Consider the following 15,981-nt stretch of genomic DNA (forward strand, 5'->3'; position numbering starts at 1 on the left):
TGACGATTTCGTCACCGCCTCGCGGCCTGCTCAGCCACACCCCTCGCGCTGCGCCGTCCGACGGGGCACGATGCTCTCATCGGCTCGTGACCTCGCGCCGCAGCGGTGGGGCAGCCCCCTTGTTCGGAAAGAGAGCGGATGCTCGGCTACATCCTCAGACGCCTGCTGCAGGTGATCCCCGTCTTCTTCGGGGCCACGCTGCTCATCTACTTCATGGTCTTCGCCATGCCAGGCGATCCCATCCTCGGTCTCTTCGGAGATCGCACCCCCGCGCCGCAGGTCGTCGAAGCCCTGCGCGCCCAGTACAACCTCGACAAGCCGTTCATCGTGCAGTACTTCCTGTACATCGGCGGCATCTTCCGCGGCGACCTCGGCACCACCTTCTCGGGTCAGTCCGTCAGCGAGGTCCTCGCCCGCACGCTGCCCGTGACCGGACGTCTCGCCGTCATGGCCATCGCGATCGAGTTCATCCTGGCGATCATCATCGGAACGGTCTCGGCCATCCGCAAGGGCAAGGTCTTCGACAACGTCTCCCTGGTCGTGGCGCTGCTGTTCGTCGCCCTGCCGATCTTCGTGGCCTGCTTCCTGGCGCAGTACTTCCTCGCCATCCAGCTCGGCTGGTTCCGGCCCACGGTCGGTGCGCAGAACGGCTGGCTCGATCTGTCCCTGCCGGCGCTCGTGCTCGGGTTCAGCCTCTTCGCGACGAGCATGCGCCTCATGCGCGGCTCGGTCATCGACACGCTCAACCAGGACTGGGTGCGCACCGCGTACAGCAAGGGCCTGCCACGTCGCCGCGTCATCCCCGTGCACGTGCTGCGCAACTCGCTGATCCCGGTGATCACCAACTCCGCCACGAACTTCGGCGTGCTGCTGGTGGGCGCCACGGTGACCGAGGGCATCTTCAACATCCCGGGCGTCGGAAACACCCTCTACCAGGCGACGATCCGCGGCGAGGGACCGACCGTCGTGTCCTTCGTCACGGTCTTCGTGATCATCTACGTGCTGGTGAACCTCGTCATCGACCTCCTGTACGGCTTCCTGGACCCGAGGATCCGCTATGTCAAGTAGTCCCCGTCCGACGACGCACTACGTCGCACCCATCAAGACCGAGACCATCACGGTCGACGCCGTCCGCGTCGCCGAGAAGAAGAGCAACCTCTGGCTCGACGCCTGGCGCGATCTCCGCCGTCGTCCGACCTTCTGGATCGCCCTGGCTGTCATGGCGGTCGTCGTGCTCATGGCCATCGCGCCGACGCTCTTCACCCAGGCGCCGCCCGACAACGACTGCCAGCTGTCCAACAGCAACGGCGGTCCGGCCCCCGGGCACCCGCTCGGCTTCACCTTCCAGGGCTGCGACACCTTCGCCCGCATCGTGTGGGGTGCGCGCACCTCGCTCCTGGTCGGACTCCTGGCCACCTTCATCGGCACGGTCATCGGCCTGATCATGGGCGCCCTCGCCGGGTTCTACGGCGGCTGGCTCGACGGTCTGCTCTCGCGCATCGGCGACATCTTCTTCTCGATCCCGTACATCCTCGCGGCGATCGTCGTGATGAGCGTGTTCTCGCAGTACCGCAACGTCTTCACACTGGCGTTGGCCATCGGCGGATTCGCGTGGGCATCGACGGCCCGTGTCGTCCGCGCGGAGGTGCTCAGGGTGCGCCAGGCCGACTACGTGACGGCATCGCGCGCGCTCGGGCAGTCGCGCTTCCGCACGCTGCTGAGCCACGTGATCCCCAACGCCATCGCCCCGCTGCTGGTGGTCACGACCATCAGCCTCGCCGCGGCCATCGTCGCGGAAGCCACGCTGTCGTTCCTCGGCGTCGGACTCGGCGGCAGCACGATGTCGTGGGGCAACGACATCAGCCAGGCGCAGCAGTCGCTGCGCGTCGCGCCGATGGCGCTCATCTGGCCGTCGATCGCGCTGACCGTGACGGTGCTGGCCTTCATCCTGCTGGGCGAGCTCATCCGAGACGCCATCGACCCGAGAGCGAGGGCACGACGATGACCGACGCACCACTGCTGGCCATCCGCGGCCTGAAGGTCGCCTTCGACACCGAGGCCGGCGAGCGCGAGGTGCTGCACGGCATCGACCTCGACATCTACCCGGGCGAGACCGTCGCCATCGTCGGCGAGTCGGGCTCGGGCAAGTCCACGACGGCCTCGGCCGTGGTGAACCTGCTCCCCGGCACCGGTCACGTCACTGCGGGCAGCATCACCCTCGACGGACGCGAGCTGACGGACCTCAACGCCGCCGAGATGGAGCGCGTGCGCGGCCGTGACATCGGGTACGTGCCGCAGGACCCCATGTCCAACCTGAACCCGGTGTGGAGCATCGGGTTCCAGGTCAAGGAGGCGGTCCGCGCGAACGGCATCGCCCAGGGCAAGCGCGAGGTCGAGCAGCGCGCGATCGAGGTGCTGAAGCAGGCGGGTCTCGCCGACGCCGAGCGCCGGCTGCACCAGTACCCGCACCAGTTCTCCGGCGGCATGCGGCAGCGCGCGCTGATCGGCATCGGACTGGCCGCTGACCCGCAGCTGCTCATCGCCGACGAGCCGACCTCGGCCCTAGACGTCACCGTGCAGCGCGTGATCCTCGACCACATGGCGACCCTCACGCGTGACAAGGGCACATCGGTGCTGCTGATCACGCACGACCTCGGCCTGGCGGCCGAGCGCGCCTCGCGGATCGTCGTGATGAACCAGGGCGAGATCGTGGAGGCCGGGCCCAGCCGGGAGATCCTCGAGAACCCGCTGCATCCCTACACGCAGCGTCTCGTCGCCGCCGCCCCCTCGATCGCCTCGCAGCGCATCCAGGCCCGGGTGGAGTCCCGCGGTGTGGAGCGTCTCGCCGACGTCACGGCGCCCCCCGTGATCGAGGTGCGCGATCTGGTCAAGGAGTACAAGATCCGCATGGGCGGGTTCCGCAGCGAGCAGTTCCGCGCCGTGGATGAAGTCTCCTTCGAGATCCCGCGCGGCAAGACGCTGGCATTGGTGGGGGAGTCGGGTTCGGGCAAGTCCACCGTCGCCAAGCTGCTGCTGAAGCTCGAGGAGCCCACGTCCGGCGAGATGCTGGTCGACGGTCGCTCGCTGTCCGCGCTCTCGAACAAGGATGCGTTCGCCCTGCGCCGCCGCATGCAGCCGGTGTTCCAGGACCCCTACGGATCGCTTGACCCGCTGCGCAACATCGGCAACACGATCGCCGAGCCGCTGGTCATCCACAAGGTCGGCGACGAGAAGTCGCGCCGGGCGCGGGTGCGCGAGCTGCTCGACCAGGTGTCGTTGCCGCAGGAGCTGGCCTCGCGCTACGCGAACGAGCTCTCCGGCGGTCAGCGCCAGCGCGTGGCGATCGCCCGCGCCCTGGCGCTCAAGCCCGACATCGTCATCCTCGACGAGGCGGTCTCCGCGCTGGACGTGCTCGTGCAGGACCAGGTGCTCCAGCTCCTCGCCGAGCTGCAGAGCGAGCTCGACCTCACCTACCTGTTCATCACGCACGACCTCGCGGTCGTCCGCGTCGCGGCCGACCTGGTGTGCGTGATGGAGAAGGGACGCGTCGTGGAGAAGGGCACCGTGGACGAGATCTTCGCGAACCCCTCGCAGGAGTACACGCGTCGCCTGCTCGACGCCATCCCGGGTGCGTCCATCCCCCTCGGGGGCGGCGCCGGCGGCGGACTCTGAGCGGCCGCTCCTCCGCCGCCGGCCCCCGAGGGGCCGGCGGCGCGCCGGCGCGGCGGGTGTTCCGCGCCACCTCCGGCACGATCGCGCTGATCGCCGCCGGCGTCGTGGCGCTGCTCCTCCTCGGCGACGCCGTCGTGCGCGCGGGCTGGGCGCAGATGCTGCTGCTCGCCCCGTGGGTGCTCCTGGTGGTCTGGCTCATCTATGTCGCGATGTACGCGTCGGCGATCGAGACGGATGCCGCGGGTGCCACCGTGCAGAACTTCCTGCGTCGCACGCGCGTGCCGTGGGCGAAGGTGCAGGACATCCGCCTCCGCTACCAGGTCGTCTTCGATCTCGATGACGGCCGGCAGCTGAAGGCCTACGGCGGCCCCGTGGCGGGGCGGCCCGTCCGCGACCGCGGCCGCATGGGCTTCCAGATGCGCCGGGAGCCCCCCGCGCTGCGGGAGCTCGCCCTCATTCAGGAGCAGTGGGAGACCGCTCGCGAGCAGGGCGCCCCCGACACGCCCGTGACGAGATCCTGGGATCTGCCCGCGCTCGTCGCTCTCGCGGTCATCGCGGTGGGTGCACTTGTCGCGGTGATCATCACGAACGCGCCGGCGTGACGATTCTGATGAATCGGTGAGAGCCGGATAGAGCACTTTGCCAACAGGTCACCGAATGTTACGGTCGTGAAAAGACTCCCTTTGACTCCCGGTCACAGCCGATCGCGGGGTTAGGGTCGATTCACCGGGTTGCGGCTCGGTGACTTCCCGAAGCCGTGATCCACGAGACCGCGGCCGCACAGCAAGGAAAGACGATGATGCGTCTGACTGTTCAGCAGCGGAACCCGAGGCCCGCTCGATGACCCTGTACATCGTGCGGAGGTTCATCAACTACGCGATCCTGAGCCTCGTCGCCACCTGCCTCGCCTACATCCTCGCCAGCGTCGTGCTCGACCCGGCCGAGCGCTTCTACGGCAAGAACCCCCGTCCGCCGCAGTCCTCCATCGACGCGTCGCTGAACGCGCTGGGCGTGAACCCCGACGTGCCGGTGCTCGTGCGGCTGTGGAACTGGCTCGTCGGACTGTTCACGCAGTTCTCGCTGGGTCAGACCGTCGGCGGCCAGTCCGTGACCGAGGAGATCATCACCCGCTCGGGCGCCAGCCTCCGGCTCCTTCTCATCGGGTCGCTCATCGGCGCGGTGCTCGGCGTCGTCCTGGGTGTGTGGGGCGCCGTGCGCCAGTACAAGGTAAGCGACCAGGTGGTCACCTACAGCTCGTTCCTCATCTTCGCCACCCCGACCTTCGTCATCGGCGTCCTGCTGATGATCGCCGCGACCGCGTTCAACAACGCGGTCGGCTCGCAGGTGATCCAGTTCACGGGGGAGTACACGGCCGGCATATCCGGAAGCTGGTGGGATCTCGCGCTGGACCGCGGCATCCACCTGCTCCTGCCGACCATCGCGCTCGCTCTCATCGGCGCCGCGTCGTACTCCCGCTACCAGCGCAGCGTCATGCTCGACGTCCTCGGCGCCGACTACATCCGCACCGCCCGCTCGAAGGGCCTGCAGCGCAACGCCGCGCTCGTGCGCCACGGCGTGCGCATCGCGCTCATCCCCATGACCACCTTCTTCGCGTACAGCTTCGGCACCCTCATCGCCGGCTCCGCGATGCTCGAGATCGTCTTCAGCTGGCGCGGCATGGGCCAGTTCACGCTCGAGGCGGTCACCAAGAACGACATCAACGTGATGGCCGGCTCCACGCTGTACATCGCCGTGCTGGTGCTGCTGTCATCCACCCTGTCCGAAGTGCTGTACGCGGCTCTGGACCCTCGAGTGAGGAGCTGACGTGAGCGTCATGCAGGAAGACGTCATCGAGGCATCGCTCGACGACGACAAGGTGATCACCCAGGCTCGCCGGCCGCTGTCGCGCAACGGACTCGTCTGGCTCCGGCTGAAGCGGATGCCGCGGTTCTGGGTCGGCGCATCGGTGCTGGTCTTCATCGTGCTGTGGGCCTTCCTCGGACCCCTTCTGTACCAGTGGACGCCGACGCAGCGCGACCCGTACAACATGAACCTCGGCCCGACGATGATGCACTGGTTCGGCACCAACGCGATCGGGCAGGACATCTACGCCCAGACGCTCTCTGGCCTGCAGAAGTCGCTCGTGATCGGCCTCATCGCGGGTCCGGCGGCCACGATTATCGCCGCCATCGTCGGATCGACGGCGGGATACCTCGGCGGCTGGGTCGACAAGACCATCGGATGGTTCGTCCACCTGCTGCTGGTCATCCCCGCGTTCTTCATCCTCGTCCTGCTCAGCCCGCTCTACAAAGGCCTGTCGTGGGTGGCGCTGACGGTGTTCCTGGCGATCTTCAGCTGGATGATCATGGCCCAGGTCGTGCGGAGCCAGACGAGATCCCTGCGTAATCGGGACTTCGTGCGGGCGGCGCGCTACATGGGCATGCCGACCGGCGCGATCCTGCGGCGCCACATCATCCCCAACATCGCGTCGCTGCTGATCATCGACGCCACCCTCGGCGTCGTGGCGGCGATCATGTCGGAGACCTCGCTGAGCTACTTCGGCTTCGGCGTGCAGAAGCCCGACGTGTCGCTCGGCACGCTCCTGGCCGACGGCACCGCCGCGGCGCTGACGCGTCCGTGGCTCTTCGTCTTCCCCGCGATGGTGCTGATCGCGCTCCTGTTCGCGATCAGCCTCATCGGCGACGCCCTGCGCGACGCCATCGACCCCACCTCCGGAGTGAACCGTGGCTGAACCCGTCTTCGCCGGTCTCTCGAGCCGCGGAGCGCGCTCCGGCGCGCCCCTGCTCTCGGTCCGCGACCTGAGCGTCACCTTCCCGCAGCGCGACGGCAACGACGTCGAGGCCGTCCGCGGCATCTCCTACGACGTGCACCCGGGCGAGTTCCTCGGCATCGTGGGGGAGTCGGGCTCGGGGAAGTCGGTCTCATCGCTCGCCGTCATGGGCCTGCTGCCCTCCAGCGCCCGCATCCAGGGCGAGATCGAGTTCGACGGCCGCTCCCTGCTGTCGATGGACGACGCCCAGCTGTCGCGCATCCGCGGCAAGGAGCTGGCGATGGTCTTCCAAGACCCGCTGTCTGCTCTGACCCCCGTCTACTCGGTGGGCCAGCAGATCGGCGAGGCGCTGCGCCTGCACGACCGCCGGCTGTCGGCGCAGGGCGCCGAGGCGCGCGCGATCGAGCTGCTCAAGACCGTCGGCATCCCCGACGCCGAGCGCCGTGCGCGGGCCTTCCCGCACGAGTACTCGGGCGGAATGCGCCAGCGCGCCATGATCGCCATGGCGATCGCGAACGACCCGAAGGTGATCATCGCCGACGAGCCGACGACGGCGCTCGACGTCACCATCCAGGCGCAGATCCTCGAGGTGCTCGAGAAGGCGAAGGACATCACCGGCGCGGCGGTCGTGCTCATCACGCACGACCTGGGCGTCGTGGCCGGCCACGCCGACCGGGTGGGCGTCATGTACGCGGGCAAGCTCGTCGAGATCGGCACCACCGACGAGATCTTCCACGAGCCGCACATGCCCTACACGATCGGCCTCCTGCGCTCGGTGCCGAACATGCTCACCGCGGGCTCGCAGCGACTCGTCCCGCTCGAGGGGCGCCCGCCGTCGCTGAGCAGCCTGCCGTCGGGCTGCCCGTTCGCGCCGCGCTGCCCGATCGCGATCGACGAGTGCCGCACCATCGAGCCGCCCCTCCAGGCCTACGACCCCGGCAGCGAGCCGCCGCACCTGGCGGCGTGCATCCGCTCGGGCGAGATCGCGCGGGGCGAGCTGACGCGCGCCGACGTGTTCCCCCGGCCGGAGCCGCTGCCGGAGGAGGAGATCGCCGAGACCGGCAACGCCCCCGTCATCGTGGTCGAAGACCTGAAGCGCCACTTCCCGCTCATGAAGGGTGCCGTGTTCCCGCGTCGCATCGGCACGGTGCGCGCGGTCGACGGCGTCAGCTTCGAGTTGCGCCCCGGGCGCACCCTCGGCCTCGTCGGCGAGTCGGGCTGCGGCAAGACCACGACGATCCTCGAGGTCATGGAGATGGCCAAGCCCCAGCACGGGCGCATCACCATCCAGGGCAAGGACGTCTCGTCGGTCTCCGGCAAGGACCTCAAGGGCCTCCGCCGCGACGTGCAGATCGTCTTCCAGGACCCGATGGGCGCCATCGACCCCCGTCTGCCGATCGGCGAGGTCATCACCGAGCCGCTGCTCGTGCAGGGCGCGTCGAAGGCCGCGCGCGACCAGCGCGTCGGCGAGCTGCTCGACCTCGTGGGCCTCGACGGATCGATGGCCGACCGCTACCCGCACGAGTTCTCCGGCGGACAGCGCCAGCGCATCGGCATCGCCCGCGCGCTCGCGACGAATCCGTCCGTGATCGTCCTCGACGAGCCGCTGTCGGCTCTCGACGTGTCGATCCAGGCCGGCGTCATCAACCTGCTCGAAGACCTGAAGGAGCGGCTCGGCCTGTCCTACATCTTCGTCGCGCACGACCTCGCGGTCGTGCGGCAGATGGCCGACGACGTCGCGGTGATGTACCTCGGCGCCGTCGTCGAGCAGGGGCCCATCGCCGAGGTGTTCAACAACCCGCGGCATCCGTACACGAAGGCCCTCATCTCGGCGGCGCCCATCCCCGATCCGCGGATCGAGCGTGGGCGTGCGCGCATCCTGCTGAAGGGCGACCTGCCGAGTCCGACGCAGGAGATCACCGGATGCCGCTTCCGCACCCGGTGCCCGCTGTACGAGCTCGTCGACGAGTCCCGCAAGCAGAAGTGCCGCGAACTCGACCCGTCGCTGCTGCCGCACGGCGGCGCACGCGTGGCCTGCCACCACGTCGACCAGTCGTCGCTCGTCGACGTGGTCGCCGTCGCGGCGGCCACCCCCTGAGACCCCCCGGCCGGCCGCACCAAGCCGTGCCGGGGCTCCCCAAAGAAACGAGAGGAACGATCACATGAGAACTCGGAGTGTGAAGACGCTCGGTTCCCTGGCGATGCTCGGCGCTGCGGCGCTCATCGTCTCGGGCTGCGCAGCCGGAAACTCGGCCGCCCCCAGCGCCGACCCGTCGGAGGTCGCCGCGCTGCCCGCCACCGCCTGGGTGCGCGCGGACGCCGCGGACGTGCAGGACGGCGGCACGCTGACGCTGGCCGTGAGCTCCCTGCCCGTCCAGTTCAACATCAACGAGGTCGACGGCAACGAGGCGGACACCGTCGACATCGCCGAGCTCAGCACCGGCGGTCCCATCAAGATCGAGGAGGACGGCACCCCCGTCCTCGACGAGAACTACGCCTCCTCGGCCGAGGTCACGCAGGACGACCCCCAGGTCGTCACGATCAAGCTGAACCCGTCCGCCGTCTGGCAGGACGGCACGCCCATCACGGTCGCCGATTACCAGGCGTTCTGGGCCGCCCAGAACGGCACGAACCCGGCGTACACCGCGGCGTCGAACGCCGGCTGGGAGGACATCTCCTCGATCGAGCAGGGTGCCGACGAGTACGAGATGGTCATCACCTTCTCGTCCGTCTACGCCGACTGGCAGGCGCTCTTCACCGGCGGACTGCTGCCGGCCGCCATCTCCAGCGACGTCGAGGCCTACAACAACGGCTACCGCACGCAGGCGCCGCCGTCGAGCGGGCCGTTCATCATCTCGAGCATCGACACGACCGGCCAGGTCGTCACGCTCGAGCGCAACCCGAACTGGTGGGGCGAGACCCCCAAGCTCGAAACCGTGCTGTTCAAGGCCGTGAGCCAGGACCAGCAGGGCTCGTCGTTCGCGAACAGCGAGCTGGACGCACTGTACATCTCGGCCAACGCCGACCTGTACTCCACGGCCCAGACCCGCTCGGACGCCGCCATCCAGACCTCCGGCGGCACCACCTGGACGCACGTCACCATGAACGCGAAGTCCGGCCCGCTGGCCGACGTCAACGTCCGCAAGGCCGTGGCGTCGATCGTCAACCGCGAGCAGATCGCGGCCTCCGCGAACACGCCCGTGGACGCGCCCCCGGTCACCAACGGCGACTACATCTTCATGCCCGGCCAGAACGGCTATGAGGACAAGGCGCTGCCCTACGACCCCGAGGCCGGCGCGCAGTTCCTGACCGACGCGGGCTACACCAAGGAGGGCGACAGCTGGACGAAGGACGGCGAGGCCCTCAAGCTGAGCATCACCGTTCCGGCCGACACGGCGACGAACATCCAGCGCTCGGAGCAGGTGCAGGCCGACCTGACCGAGGCCGGCATCCCCGTCGAGCTGAACACCGTCCCGGCTCAGCAGTACTTCAGCGACTACGTCATCCCGGGCAACTTCGAGATGGTGTCGTTCTCCTGGGTCGGCACGCCCTTCCCGATCTCGTCGTCGGAGGCGCTGTACTACCCGCTGGACTCCGAGTCGAACTTCACCGGCACCACCGATGACCGCCTCGAGGCGCTGTTCGACAAGGCGAACTCCGAGCTCGACGCCGACGCGCGCATCGAGACGGCGAAGGAGATCAACGACGTGATCTGGGACTACGTGCCCATGTTCCCGATCGCTCCGCTGCCGAACGTCTACGCGGTCAAGGACGGTCTCGTGAACTGGGGCGCCACCCAGTTCGAGACCATCGACTGGACGAAGGTCGGCTGGGCCACCTCCTGATCGACTGACGCGCGGCCACGGCCGCTCAGTCCTGCAGACGGCGGGGCGGGGATCCTCCGGGACCCCGCCCTGTCGGCGCGCTCCCGGAAGTTCCCAGGGACGCCTGCGGTAGGCTGGTCATCCGGCCACGGGACTTCTCCCTCATCCGCCGGCTCTCTTCTTTCCCCTTCTGCAAGGATTCTCCATGGCGCGCGCCCTCCGTTCAGATCTCCGCAACGTCGCGATCGTCGCCCACGTCGACCACGGCAAGACGACCCTCGTCGACGCCATGCTCCGTCAGACCGGCTCGTTCGGCGAGCACGCGCACGTCGACGAGCGCGCGATGGACTCGAACGACCTCGAGCGTGAGAAGGGCATCACGATCCTGGCCAAGAACACGGCCATCACCTACAAGGGCGTCCACGCCGGCGGCGAAGAGATCACCATCAACGTCATCGACACGCCGGGCCACGCCGACTTCGGCGGCGAGGTCGAGCGCGGCCTGTCGATGGTGGACGGCGTCGTCCTCCTCGTCGACGCGAGCGAGGGTCCGCTGCCTCAGACGCGCTTCGTGCTGCGCAAGGCCCTCGAGGCCAAGCTCCCCGTCATCCTGCTGGTCAACAAGACCGACCGCCCCGACGCCCGCATCGCCGAGGTCGAGGAGGAGGCCCACGACCTGCTGCTGGGTCTCGCGTCCGACCTCGTCGACGACGTGCCCGACCTCGACGTCGACGCTCTGCTCGACGTGCCCGTGGTCTACGCCAGCGGCCGCGCCGGCGCCGCGTCGCTCAACCGGCCCGCCAACGGCAGCCTGCCCGACAACGACGACCTCGAGCCCCTCTTCGGCGCGATCCTCGAGCACATCCCCGCCCCCTCCTACGACGACGACGCGCCGCTGCAGGCCTGGGTCACCAACCTCGACTCCAGCCCGTTCCTCGGCCGCCTCGCCCTCCTGCGCGTGTTCAACGGCACGCTGAAGAAGGGTCAGACCGTCGCCTGGGTGCGTGCGGACGGCACCGTCAGCAGCGCCCGCATCACCGAGCTGCTCAAGACCCGCGCCCTCGAGCGCTACCCGGCCGAGAGCGCGGCCCCCGGCGACATCGTGGCCATCGCGGGCTTCCCCGACATCACCATCGGCGAGACCATCGCCGACCCGGAGGACGTGCGGCCGCTGCCGCAGATCCACGTCGACGACCCGGCCATCTCGATGACCATCGGCACCAACACCTCGCCGCTCGCCGGCAAGGTGAAGGGCCACAAGCTCACCGCCCGTCTCGTGAAGGACCGCCTCGACCGCGAGCTCATCGGAAACGTCTCGCTCAAGGTCGTCGACATCGGACGCCCCGACGCGTGGGAGGTGCAGGGCCGCGGAGAGCTCGCCCTCGCCATCCTCGTGGAGAACATGCGCCGCGAGGGCTTCGAGCTCACGGTCGGCAAGCCCCAGGTGGTCACGAAGAAGGTCGACGGCAAGACGTACGAGCCCTTCGAGCACCTCACGATCGACGCCCCCGAGGAGTACCTCGGCGCCATCACACAGCTGCTCGCGACCCGCAAGGGCCGCATGGAGAACATGACCAACCACGGCACCGGCTGGGTGCGCATGGAGTTCGTCGTCCCCTCGCGCGGCCTCATCGGCTTCCGCACCGAGTTCCTCACCACCACCCGCGGCACCGGCATCGCCAATGCCATCTCGCACGGCTACGAGCCCTGGGCCGGTCAGATCGTCACGCGCCAGAACGGCTCGATCGTCGCCGACCGCTCCGGTGTGGTCACGCCCTTCGCGATCATCGCGCTGCAGGAGCGCATGTCCTTCTTCGTGCAGCCCACGCAGGAGGTCTACGAGGGCATGGTCATCGGCGAGAACTCGCGCAACGACGACATGGACGTCAACATCACGAAGGAGAAGAAGCTGACCAACATGCGTCAGTCGACCTCCGACACGTTCGAGTCGATGACGCCGTCGCGCGTGCTGTCGCTGGAGGAGAGCCTCGAGTTCGCCCGCGAGGACGAGTGCGTCGAGGTCACCCCCGAGACGGTCCGCATCCGCAAGGTGAACCTCGACGCGACCGAGCGCGCCCGCGCGACGGCCCGCCTCAAGCGCCAGGACGCCTCGGTCTGACCTTCGCGTGAGGCTGCTGAGGGCGGTGGCGTCAGGATCTGAGGATCTTCGCCATCGCCTTCCCCTTCGCCACCTCGTCGACGAGCTTGTCGAGATAGCGGATCCGCTGCATGAGGGGATCCTCGATCTCCTGCACGCGCACACCGCAGACGACGCCGGTGATGAGGGATGCGGCGGGGTTCAGCCGCGCCTGCGCGAAGAAGTCGCGGAACGTCGTGTCGGCCGACAGGTGCGCGTCGATCTCCTCCTGCGAGTAGCCGGTCAGCCACTGCGTGACCTCGTCCACGTCCGCACGCGTGCGTCCCTTGCGCTCCACCTTCTGCACGTAGAGCGGGTAGACGCGGGACACCGGCATGGCGAAGATGCGCTCCATGTCGTCGAGGGTAGACCCGCGGCATCCGCTCGTGTCGATGGGTCGGCCGGCGGCCCGACATGATGGGTCGGTGGCCTCCGATCTCCCCGTCGTGCCCGACCCCGGTCGGGCGGAGCGTCGCGCATGGCGCGACGGGCTGGGCGTCGCGCTCGCGACGAGCGCCTACGGGATCTCCTTCGGGGCGCTGAGCGTGGCCTCCGGGCTCGACGTGTGGCAGACCTGCGTGCTCAGCCTGCTGATGTTCACGGGCGGATCGCAGTTCGCCTTCGTCGGCGTGATCGGCGCCGGTGGGCTCGCCGCGGCTCCCGCCGCCATCGCGTCGGCGTCGCTGCTGGGCGTGCGCAACGTCGCCTACGGCATGCGGATGTCGCCGGTGATCGGCCGCGGCTTCTGGCGACGGGCCGCTGCGGCGCAGTTCACGATCGACGAGTCGACGGCGGTGTCGCTCGCACAGGATTCCCCGCGCGCGCGGACCATCGGCTTCTGGGTCACCGGCCTCGGCATCTACGCGGGCTGGAACCTGTCGACCCTCGCCGGCGCGCTGCTGGGTGACGTGCTCGGGGATCCGAAGGCGTACGGACTGGATGCCGCGGCCGCTGCGGCGTTCCTGGCGCTGCTGTGGCCGCGGCTGCGCGCGCTCCAGCCGATCGCGGTCGGCGTCGCCGCCGCCGTCCTGGCCGTCGTCCTCACCCCCGTGCTCATGCCCGGTCTGCCCGTCATCGTGGCCGCCCTGGTGGCCGTGGTCGTGGGGTGGCTCAACTGGCTCGGCCGCGAGGACCGCTCCGCCGAACCCGACGACGTGCCCGAGCTCGAGGGCCTGCCGTGACCCTGTGGACGGCCGTGCTGCTCTCGGCGATCATCTGCGTGGCGCTCAAGACGCTCGGCTACCTCGTGCCGCCCCGGGTACTGGAGGCGCCGCGGCCGTCGCGCATCGCCGACCTCCTCACCGTCGCGCTGCTGGCCGCCCTCGTCGGCGTGCAAGCGCTCGGCGTCGGTCAGGACGTCGTGGTCGACGCGCGTGTGCCGGCGCTGCTGATCGCCGCGGGACTGCTGCTCGTGCGTGCGCCGTTCCTCGTCGTGGTCGCGGCGGCCGCGGCATCGGCCGCTCTTCTGCGGCTCTGGGGCTGGGCGGCCTGAGAGGCGACGCGCCTACACTCGGAGCATGAGCTCGCTGCTGCCCCGCCTCGTCACCTGGGTGATCGCGGTCGTGGTCGGCGTCGTCTACGGCCTGGCCGGCACGATCGCACAGGGCTTCTCCGTCGGCGTCTTCCCGCTGGGGCTGATGCTCGCGATCATCGGCAGCGCGGCCCTGCTCGCCGCGGTGCGCCTGCTCACCGGCGATCGCTGGTCGACCCTGCTCGTGGGTCTCGGCATCATGACGGCGACCCTGATCTTCTCGGGGGCCGGACCGGGCGGTTCGGTCATCGTGCCGCAGCCGCCCGAGGGCACCATCGGCACCGGCATCATCTGGACCATCGCGGTCCCGGTGCTCGTCGCCGTGGTCCTGGCGTGGCCGGATCTCTCGGCCGCACGGGACTCCGGCGCGCCCTCCGCCGCGCGGAGCGAGGACGCCCGACCGAACTAGACTGGGGGAGTGACCTACGTGATCGCCCTCCCGTGCGTCGATGTGAAGGACCGTGCCTGCATCGACGAATGCCCCGTCGACTGCATCTACGAGGGTGACCGGATGCTGTACATCCACCCCGACGAGTGCGTGGACTGCGGCGCCTGCGAGCCTGTCTGCCCTGTCGAGGCGATCTACTACGAGGACGACCTCCCCGAGGAGTGGGCGGACTACTACAAGGCGAACGTCGAGTGGTTCGAAGACGTGGGGTCCCCGGGCGGCGCAGCCAAGGTCGGCGTGATCCACAAGGACCACCCGGTCGTCACCGCCGTTCCTCCCCAGGGCTCGTGATCCTCCGCCGGAGCGCGCGCTGATGGCGGTCACCGATCTGGCCGACTACCCCTGGGACGCGATGGCGCCCTACGCGGCGCGCGCACGCGCGCACGCCGACGGCATCGTCGACCTGTCCATCGGCTCGCCGGTCGACCCGACGCCGACGCTCATCGCCGACGCCCTCACCCGCGCGACCGACGCGCACTCCTACCCGCAGACCGTGGGGACGCCCGCGCTGCGCGAGGCGATCGTCGCCTGGTACGCGCGCCGCCGCGGTGTGCCGGGGCTGACCCCGGAGAACGTGCTCCCCACGATCGGCTCGAAGGAGCTCGTCGCGCTGCTGCCGCTGCTGCTGGGCCTCGGCGACGGCGACATCGTCGTGCACCCGCGCGCGGCCTACCCGACGTACGAGGTCGGCGCGCGCCTCGCCGGAGCGACACCGGTCGCCGCCGACGATCCCGCGCAGTGGCCGGAGGGGACCCGGCTCGTCTGGGTCAACTCGCCGGGCAACCCCGACGGCGCGGTGCGCGATGCGGCCGACCTCGCCCTCGCGGTCGCGCGGGCACGCGAGCTCGGCGCGGTGATCGCGTCGGACGAGTGCTACGCGGAGCTGGGGTGGGACGAGCCGTGGGCGGATGCCGCGACCCCCAGCATCCTGGATCCCGCCGTCGTCGGCGACGACCTGCGCGGGGTGCTCTCGGTTTACTCGCTGTCGAAGCAGTCCAACCTCGCCGGCTACCGCGCGGCGTTCCTCGCCGGCGATCCGGAGCTCGTGGCGCGCCTGGTCGCCGCCCGCAAGCATCTGGGGCTGATGGCGCCCGGCCCCGTTCAGGCGGCGATGATCGCGGCGCTCGGCGACGACGAGCACGTCTGGGCGCAGAAGGCGCTGTACCGTGCCCGACGCAACGTGCTGAAGCCCGCGCTGGAGGCCGCAGGCTTCCGCATCGACCGCAGCGAGGCGGGCTTGTACCTCTGGGCGACCGAGGGCCGGGATGCGTGGGAGAGCGTCGAGCGGATGGCCGGGCTCGGCATCCTCGTCGGCCCCGGTCACTTCTACGGACCGCACTTCCCGCAGCACATCCGGCTGTCGCTCACCGCGACCGATGAGCGCATCCGCGCCGCCGCGGAGCGCCTTGCGGCCTGATGCCGGTGGTGATCTGGAGGTTTCCTCCAGGGGATGCCTCCGCGCGTTGGGCGGAACGGAGGGAGGCCGGCAGGCCCACTAGGCTGTATGAACGCGGCGGTGCGGCATCCCCGGCCCCGCACGCCGGAACCTCGGATGACGCGTCCCTTGCGAAGCCGACG

The 15,981-nt window shown here is 69.5% G+C and carries 15 protein-coding genes; 14 read left to right on the forward strand and 1 reads right to left on the reverse strand.

Annotated elements, in window-relative coordinates:
- The first annotated feature begins 138 nt into the window (after nucleotides 1–138).
- The 9 genes from ABC304_RS11485 (at nucleotide 139) to typA (ending at nucleotide 12,406) form a co-directional block, all read left to right on the forward strand.
- Complete coding sequence (locus ABC304_RS11485) at nucleotides 139–1,068, forward strand: ABC transporter permease (protein ID WP_412930780.1); 930 nt, start codon at nucleotides 139–141, stop codon at nucleotides 1,066–1,068.
- Nucleotides 1,058–2,005, forward strand: coding sequence for an ABC transporter permease (locus tag ABC304_RS11490; RefSeq protein ID WP_412930782.1), 948 nt, complete (start codon nucleotides 1,058–1,060; stop codon nucleotides 2,003–2,005). The genes ABC304_RS11485 and ABC304_RS11490 overlap by 11 nt, the downstream gene beginning before the upstream one ends.
- A complete protein-coding gene (locus ABC304_RS11495) occupies nucleotides 2,002–3,672 on the forward strand; it encodes a dipeptide ABC transporter ATP-binding protein (RefSeq protein ID WP_412930784.1) in 1,671 nt (556 codons plus the stop codon). Before ABC304_RS11490 ends, ABC304_RS11495 begins: the two co-directional genes overlap by 4 nt.
- A gap of 56 nt (nucleotides 3,673–3,728) precedes the next feature.
- The gene (locus ABC304_RS11500; protein WP_412930786.1) at nucleotides 3,729–4,274 is read left to right on the forward strand and encodes a PH domain-containing protein; all 546 of its coding nucleotides are present in this window, start codon (nucleotides 3,729–3,731) and stop codon (nucleotides 4,272–4,274) included.
- A gap of 238 nt (nucleotides 4,275–4,512) precedes the next feature.
- A complete protein-coding gene (locus ABC304_RS11505; RefSeq protein ID WP_412930788.1) occupies nucleotides 4,513–5,496 on the forward strand; it encodes an ABC transporter permease in 984 nt (327 codons plus the stop codon).
- A 10-nt stretch (nucleotides 5,497–5,506) separates the two neighbouring features.
- Entirely contained in the window at nucleotides 5,507–6,424 is a 918-nt protein-coding gene (locus tag ABC304_RS11510; protein ID WP_412932925.1) for an ABC transporter permease, read from the forward strand.
- Nucleotides 6,417–8,561: an ABC transporter ATP-binding protein gene (locus tag ABC304_RS11515; RefSeq protein ID WP_412930790.1), complete on the forward strand. Its 2,145-nt coding sequence runs from the start codon at nucleotides 6,417–6,419 to the stop codon at nucleotides 8,559–8,561. Before ABC304_RS11510 ends, ABC304_RS11515 begins: the two co-directional genes overlap by 8 nt.
- A gap of 64 nt (nucleotides 8,562–8,625) precedes the next feature.
- Nucleotides 8,626–10,308 (forward strand): ABC transporter family substrate-binding protein, encoded by a 1,683-nt coding sequence (locus ABC304_RS11520; protein ID WP_412930792.1) that lies wholly within the window; start codon nucleotides 8,626–8,628, stop codon nucleotides 10,306–10,308.
- A gap of 184 nt (nucleotides 10,309–10,492) precedes the next feature.
- Nucleotides 10,493–12,406, forward strand: coding sequence for a translational GTPase TypA (gene typA, locus ABC304_RS11525; RefSeq protein WP_412930794.1), 1,914 nt, complete (start codon nucleotides 10,493–10,495; stop codon nucleotides 12,404–12,406).
- 31 nt (nucleotides 12,407–12,437) lie between these two features.
- Here typA and ABC304_RS11530 read toward each other — a convergent pair whose 3' ends face one another.
- Nucleotides 12,438–12,779 carry a DUF2200 domain-containing protein gene (locus tag ABC304_RS11530; protein ID WP_412930796.1) on the reverse strand — a complete coding sequence of 114 codons (342 nt, stop codon included), beginning with the start codon at nucleotides 12,777–12,779 and terminating at the stop codon, nucleotides 12,438–12,440.
- 70 nt (nucleotides 12,780–12,849) lie between these two features.
- Here ABC304_RS11530 and ABC304_RS11535 point away from each other — a divergent pair, with 70 nt between their 5' ends.
- Genes ABC304_RS11535 through dapC form a run of 5 tightly spaced genes read left to right on the forward strand, consistent with a single transcriptional unit; the run spans nucleotide 12,850 to nucleotide 15,820 of the window.
- Nucleotides 12,850–13,605, forward strand: a complete 756-nt coding sequence (locus ABC304_RS11535) for an AzlC family ABC transporter permease (protein WP_412930798.1) — start codon at nucleotides 12,850–12,852, stop codon at nucleotides 13,603–13,605.
- The gene (locus ABC304_RS11540; protein WP_412930800.1) at nucleotides 13,602–13,916 is read left to right on the forward strand and encodes an AzlD domain-containing protein; all 315 of its coding nucleotides are present in this window, start codon (nucleotides 13,602–13,604) and stop codon (nucleotides 13,914–13,916) included. Before ABC304_RS11535 ends, ABC304_RS11540 begins: the two co-directional genes overlap by 4 nt.
- A gap of 25 nt (nucleotides 13,917–13,941) precedes the next feature.
- Entirely contained in the window at nucleotides 13,942–14,364 is a 423-nt protein-coding gene (locus ABC304_RS11545; protein WP_412930802.1) for a histidinol dehydrogenase, read from the forward strand.
- A gap of 9 nt (nucleotides 14,365–14,373) precedes the next feature.
- The gene (fdxA, locus tag ABC304_RS11550) at nucleotides 14,374–14,694 is read left to right on the forward strand and encodes a ferredoxin (RefSeq protein ID WP_127095816.1); all 321 of its coding nucleotides are present in this window, start codon (nucleotides 14,374–14,376) and stop codon (nucleotides 14,692–14,694) included.
- Between the two features lie 22 nt (nucleotides 14,695–14,716).
- On the forward strand, nucleotides 14,717–15,820 hold the full coding sequence (gene dapC / locus ABC304_RS11555) for a succinyldiaminopimelate transaminase (RefSeq protein ID WP_412930803.1): 1,104 nt from the start codon (nucleotides 14,717–14,719) through the stop codon (nucleotides 15,818–15,820).
- The last annotated feature ends 161 nt before the right edge of the window (nucleotides 15,821–15,981 follow it).

Source organism: Microbacterium jepli (genome assembly GCF_047237905.1).
In the GTDB taxonomy this organism is placed as follows: Bacteria; Actinomycetota; Actinomycetes; order Actinomycetales; family Microbacteriaceae; genus Microbacterium.